Origin of the sequence: Sphingobacterium sp. UBA7253, from assembly GCF_002472745.1 — a bacterium.
GTDB lineage: Bacteria > Bacteroidota > Bacteroidia > Sphingobacteriales > Sphingobacteriaceae > Sphingobacterium > Sphingobacterium siyangense.
This window is the reverse complement of record NZ_DKSP01000103.1, coordinates 1-8,410: the sequence shown is the minus strand read 5'-3', so window position 1 is coordinate 8,410 and position 8,410 is coordinate 1. Positions and strand designations below refer to the sequence as shown.

The 8,410-nt window shown below is 39.8% G+C and carries 9 protein-coding genes; 4 read left to right on the top strand and 5 right to left on the bottom strand.

Annotation, left to right across the window (positions count from 1 at the left end):
• The 3 genes from B2X72_RS09965 to B2X72_RS09955 all read right to left on the bottom strand — a co-directional run.
• Nucleotides 1-235, bottom strand: a 235-nt coding sequence (locus B2X72_RS09965) for an NAD(P)-dependent oxidoreductase (RefSeq protein WP_286849449.1), incomplete at its 3' end; no start/stop codon positions are given.
• A 2-nt stretch (nt 236-237) separates the two neighbouring features.
• On the bottom strand, nt 238-996 hold the full coding sequence (gene cobA, locus B2X72_RS09960) for a uroporphyrinogen-III C-methyltransferase (protein WP_088161557.1): 759 nt from the start codon (nt 994-996) through the stop codon (nt 238-240).
• A gap of 12 nt (nt 997-1,008) precedes the next feature.
• Complete coding sequence (locus tag B2X72_RS09955) at nt 1,009-3,114, bottom strand: HEPN domain-containing protein (RefSeq protein WP_088161558.1); 2,106 nt, start codon at nt 3,112-3,114, stop codon at nt 1,009-1,011.
• A 199-nt stretch (nt 3,115-3,313) separates the two neighbouring features.
• On the opposite strand from B2X72_RS09955, the gene B2X72_RS09950 reads away from it, so the two are divergent.
• From B2X72_RS09950 to B2X72_RS09935, 4 genes are read left to right on the top strand one after another with little or no spacing between them, the layout of a single operon-like run.
• On the top strand, nt 3,314-4,231 hold the full coding sequence (locus B2X72_RS09950; RefSeq protein ID WP_244294556.1) for a PstS family phosphate ABC transporter substrate-binding protein: 918 nt from the start codon (nt 3,314-3,316) through the stop codon (nt 4,229-4,231).
• Nucleotide 4,232: 1 nt separating this feature from the next.
• Nucleotides 4,233-5,129 (top strand): phosphate ABC transporter permease subunit PstC, encoded by an 897-nt coding sequence (pstC, locus tag B2X72_RS09945; protein ID WP_075992619.1) that lies wholly within the window; start codon nt 4,233-4,235, stop codon nt 5,127-5,129.
• Nucleotides 5,122-5,973, top strand: a complete 852-nt coding sequence (locus tag B2X72_RS09940; RefSeq protein WP_075992620.1) for a PstA family ABC transporter permease — start codon at nt 5,122-5,124, stop codon at nt 5,971-5,973. Before pstC ends, B2X72_RS09940 begins: the two co-directional genes overlap by 8 nt.
• On the top strand, nt 5,931-6,740 hold the full coding sequence (locus B2X72_RS09935; RefSeq protein WP_075992621.1) for a phosphate ABC transporter ATP-binding protein: 810 nt from the start codon (nt 5,931-5,933) through the stop codon (nt 6,738-6,740). Before B2X72_RS09940 ends, B2X72_RS09935 begins: the two co-directional genes overlap by 43 nt.
• Nucleotides 6,741-7,045: 305 nt before the next feature.
• Here the strand turns inward: B2X72_RS09935 and bshB1 are convergent, their stop codons facing one another.
• Both bshB1 and B2X72_RS09925 read right to left on the bottom strand, forming a co-directional pair.
• The gene (bshB1, locus tag B2X72_RS09930) at nt 7,046-7,777 is read right to left on the bottom strand and encodes a bacillithiol biosynthesis deacetylase BshB1 (protein WP_088161560.1); all 732 of its coding nucleotides are present in this window, start codon (nt 7,775-7,777) and stop codon (nt 7,046-7,048) included.
• Nucleotides 7,778-7,951: 174 nt separating this feature from the next.
• Nucleotides 7,952-8,410: glutathione peroxidase (locus tag B2X72_RS09925; protein WP_286849444.1), on the bottom strand; the 459-nt coding region annotated here is incomplete at its 5' end.

The following is an 8,410-nucleotide window of genomic DNA, read 5'->3' as shown; positions in this document are numbered from 1 at the left end:
GTTGTTTGTCGGTAAGGTCATCTGGTGTAAATGGGCGAATGTAGAGCTGAATTTGTGCGTAATTTTGCAATAGTTCCTCAAATTCTGGGATGATTTCCCTAGTCACAATGGTGAGTCTTAATTTCTGATCATTGGAAATTAAAGCCTGAAATTTTTCCAATGCAACTTTCCCGCCTCCAACAAGTAAGGTGTCAATTTGATTTAGTTTGACGAATATTGGAAATAGCTGGTTCATATCTATAAAGCTAAAGCTTTTTCTTTAATGTTCTGGAATGAACGATGCTTGGCAACGACCTCGCCGATTACAATAATCGCTGGTACACCGACCCTTTTCTCAGTTGATTCATCAAGAATATTATCGATAGTACCCAGTACAACCTTTTCATTAGGCAATGAACCATTTTGAATCAAGGCTATTGGTAAATTGTGAAGATTTCTTTGACGGTAAATTTCCACGATCTCTGCCAATTTTCCATAGCCCATCAAGACAACGACGGTGGCCTTGGATTCTGCCGCCAGATAAAGATCTGTTGATAGTGAGCCATCCGATTTGGAGCCTGTGATGACCCAAAAGCTCTCACTGATTCCCCGGTAAGTTAATGGAAGTTGTTGTAGTCCGGTAAGCCCAATTGCGGAGGAAATACCCGGTACAACTGCAGTTTCAATACCGTATTGTTGTACGTAATCAATTTCTTCTCCACCACGACCAAAAACAAATGGATCACCACCTTTTAGACGGACCACATGGCCATAGTTTAAGGCATAATCAACCAAAAGGCGATTAATTTCATCCTGTGAAGTAGAGAGTTGTTCTGCTCGTTTTCCAACATATATCTTGATGCATTCAGCCTGTGCGTAATCCAGTAATTCTTCATTCACCAAGGCATCGTATAAAATGACATCTGCTTTTTCTATTGCTTTGATGCCCTTTAGGCTGATCAGATCCGGGTCACCCGGACCTGCTCCTACCAATGTTACTTTTGCTTTTATTGACATACCTATTCCCTCCTATACCAATACTGGTTTTAAATTTTTGCGTTGATAGACTTCATTGATAAACTTCGTTGCTTCCTGAAGATAGTTAATTGCAAAATGCTCCGTTGGTTCATTTTTACTCATCTGTAAGACTAATTCCGGAAACGTTTGGTCAAAATTATATTCACCTGTTTCCACAAAATGCGTTTGGAATTCGTTGATTACGATATTTTGTGTACTTGCGCTAACTCCCTTATCCAATAATAGGGCTTTTGCTGCTTGTACAAAGGCATTATAGGCATGATAAATTGCATCAGAGAATTTGGATTCTTGAAATGTTTCATTTGCCCATTGTAACTTTTCTTCCGCCTCATAGATCAACGTAGCAACCAAGTCAATAACGACACCCGCACACTCGCCAACCCCGATTGCCGTTTGGAACGTTCCTTCATGCCCCCAGTCGACAAATTCGTCTTCAGCAAGATTGGTCAGATCCGATAGCGGTTTTAAAAGATTATAAAAGTAATTCTTACTTTGTCTGTCGTAGTAAGCATGGAAATTTTCATTTGCTTCCGCATTTTTTTTATAATCATTTAGCACCCATTCGACAACATGTAGAACTCTTTTTGTTGGTACTTTGATAATACGCTCTGCAACACGCCCTTCACCATTGCCAATTGTTCCACCGCCAAGCATAACTTGTGCTGCAGGAACCACTTTGCCCTCCGCTTTGACGGAACTACCATGAAAGCCAATATGTGCCAGACCATGTTGCCCGCAAGAATTCATACAACCAGAAATTTTGATTTTTAAATCACGATTAAAGACAAAATCTTGGTGAAATTCAGCGATATAAGATTCAATAACCCGAGCCATTTCGGTACTGTTTGAGATACCTAGATTGCAGGTGTCCGTACCAGGGCAAGTTGTTACATCTGCTGTACTATCAAAACCGACCTGAGCTAGATCCAAAGATTTAAGTAATTGATAGATATGTGGCAGTGACTTTTCTGTTGCGTATTTTAGCAGTAAGCTTTGGTTTTGCGTGATACGGATATCGTCAGCGACCAAATTGTTCAGACCAGCAACCAACGCGCGAGATTTATCTGTACCAATATCCCCCGTGGATACCCGCACATAAACACCATAATATCCATCTTGTTTTTGCGCGAATGTATTGGTGCCCTTCCAGACCTGATAGTTTAAATCGCTATCTAGATCAATAGTAGATAGCCGGCTGTCATCTGGTGGTAATGGCTGTTCGATTTTGGTTCGGTCGATCGGATAGCTTTTCACCTTCGTCGCAATTTTTTCGGCTTCAATTAAATTTAGCACTTCTTCCAACCCTAATTTCTGAATAAGGTATTTGAATCGAGCTTTATTGCGGTTATTTCTTTCACCATAACGATCAAAGACACGAAGTGTAGCTTCTATATAAGGGATCAGTTCATCTTCTGGTAGAAACTCACTTGTTACTGATGCTAAGAAAGGCTGAGATCCCAATCCCCCACCCAATAGCACTTTAAAACCCCTCGTTTCCACACCATTGACAACTTTTAGTTTTGGAATAAAACCAAGGTCATGAATATAGGAAAATGCAGTGTCTTCATCACTGGCAGAAAATGACATTTTGAATTTTCTTCCCATTTCCGCACATACTGGATTGCGCAAAAAATATTCAAAAGTTGCCTGAGCATATGGCGAAACATCAAAAGGCTCCTTTGGATCGATTCCTGAACTTGGAGACGCGGTGACATTACGGACTGTATTCCCACAAGCTTCACGTAATGTAATATCGTCTTCAGCTAATTTGGACCAAAGTTCTGGTGTACGGTCAAGACTAACGTAATGAATCTGTATATCTTGACGTGTGGTCAGGTGCAGGTTGCGGCTTGCGTATTCGTCTGATATCGCTGCAATTTTGTTCAATTGCTTAAACGTAACCTTTCCAAATGGAAGTTTTATACGAACCATTTGAACTCCAGGTTGTCTTTGTCCATATACCCCCCTAGCCAAACGCAACGATCTAAATTTCTCGTCGGCAATTTTGCCCTCATGGAACAATCGAATCTTTTTTTCAAGTTCGATAATTTCCTTTTCCACGATTGGGTTTTCTAATTCTGTGCGGAAGCTTTGCATATAACAAATAAAATCTATTGATTTAGTATTCTTTTCTCGAGGTCAAATGTAAAAATATTTTTTTAATATTCTATAATATCTACCAAGTTAATATATATTTGCCCTATAAAATTTAATATACAAAACCTGTAGACTTTTAGGTGTAATGATGAGAAAGTGTTTTATAGTTCTGATTTTAAGCTGTGTAATCGTATTTAAAATGACTTCCTGTGCGCCGAAAGTTAAAAATGGTTACAGCAAGGAACATGGTTTTGAAGGGAATATTTCTTTGTCCGGTGCATTTGCCCTTTATCCTTTGGCAGTGGTTTGGAGTGAAGATTTTAAAAAAATACACCCGAATGTTCGCTTCAATATTTCAGCTGGAGGTGCTGGAAAAGGGATTGCAGATGTTCTTACAGGGATGGTTGATATCGGGATGGTGTCGAGAGATCTGCATGAGCAAGAAATAAAAAAAGGAGCTGTTCCGATTATTGTTGCAAAAGATGCTGTTATCTGTACAATTAATCCTGAGAACCCTAATTATCCTGCTATTTTGAAGCGTGGTTTGAGTCGCGAAGAATTGCTGAATATTTTTGTGAATCGAAAGTTTAAGACCTGGAAAGAGATCGATTCTCAGTTTACAGCGGATCCTATCAACGTGTATGTGCGTTCCGATGCCGCTGGAGCAGCTGAAACATGGGCCAAATTTTTTGGTCATAAGCAGGAAGATCTGCAAGGTATTGGCATTTTTGGTGACCCCGGGATTGCCCAAGCTATTAAGGATGATATCAATGGGATTGGATTCAATAACATTAACTACGTTTATAATCTAAAAACTAACAAGGTCTTTGACCGTATTGCTGTTGTTCCTTTGGATCTGAATAAAAATGGACATGTTGAAGATGATGAGCAGTTTTATGGTACACTATCTAATTTGACTGAGGCCGTTGCTACGGTGAAATATCCTGCTCCACCTTCAAGAGAATTAACCTTTGTAACGCGTAATAAAACCGAATCCCTTCTGTTGAAGGAGTTTATTTCTTTTGTGCTCCAGAAACAGGCGCAATCGCAACTCCTTGAAAATGGTTATGTCCCACTAAATGAAACACTGATAAAAGAAGAACTTAATAAGTTATAGCATGCTAAATACTCGTCTCGTTAAAGATACACTGGTCAAGCGATCCACTTTGCTCCTCTTACTGATTTCACTTTCAGTTGTGGTGATTATTGCAGTTGGTTTAACCATAAAATCGATTCCGTTATTTGAATATAGTAATATCTTTCAACTGTTAACCGACAAGGTTTGGTCACCAATGAAAGGGTCGTTTGGCTTTTTGCCTTTTATTGCAGGTACGCTTGCTGTTACCTTGATTTCTCTTGCTATTGCGATTCCGCTTTGTATACTGACTGCTGTTTATTTGACTGAATATGCTTCGGATGCCTTAAAGAATATGATGTTTCCGTTGGTCAATATTTTAGCGGCAATACCACCGGTTCTTTATGGTGTTTGGGGTGTGTTATTTATTGTGCCTTTAATTCAGTTGTATATAGCTCCCGTCTTTGGGGTTGTTACATCGGGTTATTCTGTGCTTGCCGGTGGAATTGTATTAGCGGTGATGATTTTTCCCATTATGATTTCTATTATGGTAGAGGTGCTTCAAACGATACCCTATGAGTTAAAAGCGGCTTCGCTATCCTTGGGTGCGACAAAATGGGACACCATCAAACATGTTATTCTGAAGAAAGCTAGACCTGGGATTGTGGCTGCAATTGTTTTGTCAACATCTAGGGCCTTTGGTGAAACAATTGCGGTATTGATGGTCTGTGGCAATGTTGCAAAAGTACCGACTTCGGTATTTGATGCGGGATATCCAATTCCAGCATTAATAGCCAATAATTTTGGGGAAATGATGTCAATTCCACTCTATGAATCTGCATTAATGTTCTCCGCGTTGCTGCTGTTTGTAATCATATTTGTTTTTAACTTAATATCTCGTCTTATATTGAGACGACTGGAAGGAGCTCAGCATGGATAATACGAAAAGACGGCTATTGAGTGAAAAGGTAGCCAAAGGTTTTATGCATCTCTCTGGGATAACTGTGACTGCTTCCCTATTTTTTATCGTAGGAACTATCTTGTATAAGGGGCTTCCTTATCTCAGTTGGGAGATGGTTAGTCAGTTACCAAAAGGTGGGTTTTATATTGGAAAAGAAGGTGGGATTTTGAATGCGATTTTGGGTTCTCTTTATTTAGCAGGTGTGGCAACAGCCTTGTCTGCAATTATAGGAATTCCGATTTCGTTGTACCTTAATGTTTATTTGGGAACAAAATCAAAAGTGACACAACTTTCTAAACTGTTGTTTGATGTATTGTATGGCGTACCTTCTATCGTGTATGGGGCTGTTGGTTTTGGGATTATGGTTTATTTAGGTATTCGAGCATCACTATTGGGAGGTATCATTACAGTGACACTGCTGACCATTCCAATTGTGGTTCGTACCGTGGATGAATTGATCAAAACCATTCCTGAAGACCTAAAGAATGTCACTCTTTCGCTAGGGACGACACGCTGGGAATTGGCTAAGGTTATGCTAAAGAGCATCCGAACAGGGCTTCTTACTGCGATTTTACTGGCTTTTGGACGTGCTATTGGTGATGTTGCAGGCGTTTTATTGACAACTGGTTTTAGTGATAATCTTCCAAAATATATTGATGAACCGGCAGCAACGTTGCCATTGGCCATATTTTTTCAGTTAAGTAGTCCTATTCCTGAAGTTCAGGGTCGCGCTTATGCTTCAGCTTTAGTTTTAACAATCATTATTTTAATTATTGTAGTATGCACTCATATCCTTCAATCGAAACAAAAAAATCGTCGATAACAGACCCCTTGAGCGATCCACACATTGAAATCAAGGATCTTAATGTCCATATTGACGGCCGACATATACTCAAAAACATTAATCTTGCCCTGCCTAACAATAGTGTAACTTCTATTATTGGTCCTTCGGGTTGTGGAAAGACTACGCTTTTAAAGACGCTTAATAGATTGGTAGATGATACCAAGGGTGTTGAAATAACGGGTTCTGTTCTCGTTAATGGTGAGGATATTTATGGTAGAAATGCTGAGGTAACACATATTCGTAAGAAAATGGGCCTCTTATCCCAAAAGCCCTACCCGTTACCAATGTCGATCTATGATAATGTGGCTTATGGCCCCCGTATACATGGTACACGAAGCAAAAAGGAATTGGATAGAATTGTAGAGACGCAATTGCGAAATGTGGCTCTATGGGACGAAGTTAAGGATCGACTTGGACATTCGGCCAGCGGATTGTCCATTGGTCAGCAACAAAGGCTTTGTCTTGCAAGAGGTTTGGCTGTAGAGCCCGAGATTATCCTTGGGGATGAATCGACCTCTGCATTAGATCCCCTTTCTACTGCTAAAATTGAGGAATTATTAATTGAATTGAAGAAAGATTATACCATTGTATTGGTGACGCATATATTGCGACAGGCGCGACGCGTTTCTGACTATATTTTGTTTGTCTATGGTGGAGAAATTCTTGAGTTTGGACCAACGGAACAAGTTTTATTGAATCCGCAGAATGAAATCACAAAACAGTATGTAAAAGGATTTATTTCCTAAAAGGTTAAGAAACGTCCACGCCGGGTCAAGTTTATTAGAAAGCAAAGAAGATCGGCTGATAAAAAGAAAAGGCCGAAGACTTATTTTGAAGCTAAAAACAATGGTCTAGTTTCTTCTGAGGGTTGTGTTCCCGATAATTGTCTAGACGATAGTTTTGTTGGGATAAACACCAGTAAAATCAGCATGCCGCTGGTATTGTTTCCATAAAATCGGTTTGTAAATTTTGTTTCAGGAATTATGCGGGACGATTCTAGTTAAAACATGAATAATCCCGCCTTTTATTTTACTATAGTACCAGATAAGTTCTACTTCAGATGAAATAAATCATCAACGCCAAGTATCTTCTTTGAAGTAAACCCTTCCGCATATTTCGCTTGGATGTACCGTCCAAATTCTCGCGCTCTAGCAGCAGTTGATTCCATGAAATCCGGATTAGAAATATAAGTCTGTGGTTCATCCGGGTTTACATTTTCTCCGGTATAAAATTGAGTTTTGTAAGCTAATACAGATTTTTCTTTAATGTGATAATAATCCGTTATATCAATGACAACATCAGGTTTGATATAATAGTCCTGTACAAATTGCAGCACCAATCGGGGGCGGTAGGCCTCCTGAGAAATATTGTCCTGATCAAAAGTTTCTACCTTTCTCAAGCCGGCAAGAAAGCAGGCTTCGTTGATCATCTGTCCGGCTCTTCCGTGGTCTGGGTGACGATCCGTAATGGCATTTGTAATGATAATTTCCGGTTGGTATTTGCGGATGGCCCTTATTACAGCCATTTTTTCTTTTTCAGCATTTTCAAAGAAACCATCTCTTAGGCCAAGATTTTCTCTAACGGCCAGCCCTAATATTTCGGCAGCATCTTTAGCTTCCTGTGCTCTGGTCTCCGCTGTGCCGCGTGTGCCGAGCTCACCTTGGGTTAAATCAACAATTCCTACCTTTTTTCCTTCAGCAACATATTTTGCCATCACACCTCCGGCGCCTAGCTCGGCGTCATCTGGATGTACAGCAATGATAAGCAAATCTAATTTTAACATATAATATTTCTCTCTTTAAATTGGCTTCCCTTTTTATGATAAATCATTCCAATTGACCGATGGATAGTTTTGGCAGAAAGCCTTTACTAATCCCGCGTAGTTATTGATCCTAAGTCGATATGCGACTTGGCCTGCGCTGTGGGGAAGCTGTCGCAAATGTAAGCAGTTTATAGTTTACTCTTGTAAAAGACGCTCGATATTGCGGCAAATTTTACTTGACAATGGCGAAGTAGTCGGATAATAGAAATCAATGACCTCTCCTTTTTTGTTTACCAGATATTTGTGGAAATTCCAGGAAGGTTTACTGTTAATATGTCCATTTTGATCTTTGCTCGACAGAAAACTGTATAGAGGTGTTGTATATTCGCCGATAACATGGCTACGCTTAAAAACAGGGAAACTCACCTGTTGATTGATCCGGCAGAATGTCTCTAGCGTACCGCCGGTTAACGGTTCCTGGTTACGAAAGTTATTTGCTGGAAATGCCAGAATTTCGAAGCCTTGGTCTTTATATTTTTGGTAGAGTTTTTCGAGCGATTTAAATTGTCTGGTAAAGAGACATTGGCTGGCAGTATTGACGATGAGTAAAACTTTACCTTCAAAGTCAGCGAGGGATTTTTTTTTACCGTTAAA

Excerpts from the sequence above, each read along its gene's own strand:
- cobA (WP_088161557.1), bottom strand. The coding sequence starts at position 996 with ATGTCAATAAAAGCAAAAGTAACATTGGTAGGAGCAGGTCCGGGTGAC.
- B2X72_RS09955 (WP_088161558.1), bottom strand. The coding sequence starts at position 3,114 with ATGCAAAGCTTCCGCACAGAATTAGAAAACCCAATCGTGGAAAAGGAA.
- B2X72_RS09950 (WP_244294556.1), top strand. The coding sequence starts at position 3,314 with ATGACTTCCTGTGCGCCGAAAGTTAAAAATGGTTACAGCAAGGAACAT.
- pstC (WP_075992619.1), top strand. The coding sequence starts at position 4,233 with ATGCTAAATACTCGTCTCGTTAAAGATACACTGGTCAAGCGATCCACT.
- B2X72_RS09940 (WP_075992620.1), top strand. The coding sequence starts at position 5,122 with ATGGATAATACGAAAAGACGGCTATTGAGTGAAAAGGTAGCCAAAGGT.
- B2X72_RS09935 (WP_075992621.1), top strand. The coding sequence starts at position 5,931 with ATGCACTCATATCCTTCAATCGAAACAAAAAAATCGTCGATAACAGAC.
- bshB1 (WP_088161560.1), bottom strand. The coding sequence starts at position 7,777 with ATGTTAAAATTAGATTTGCTTATCATTGCTGTACATCCAGATGACGCC.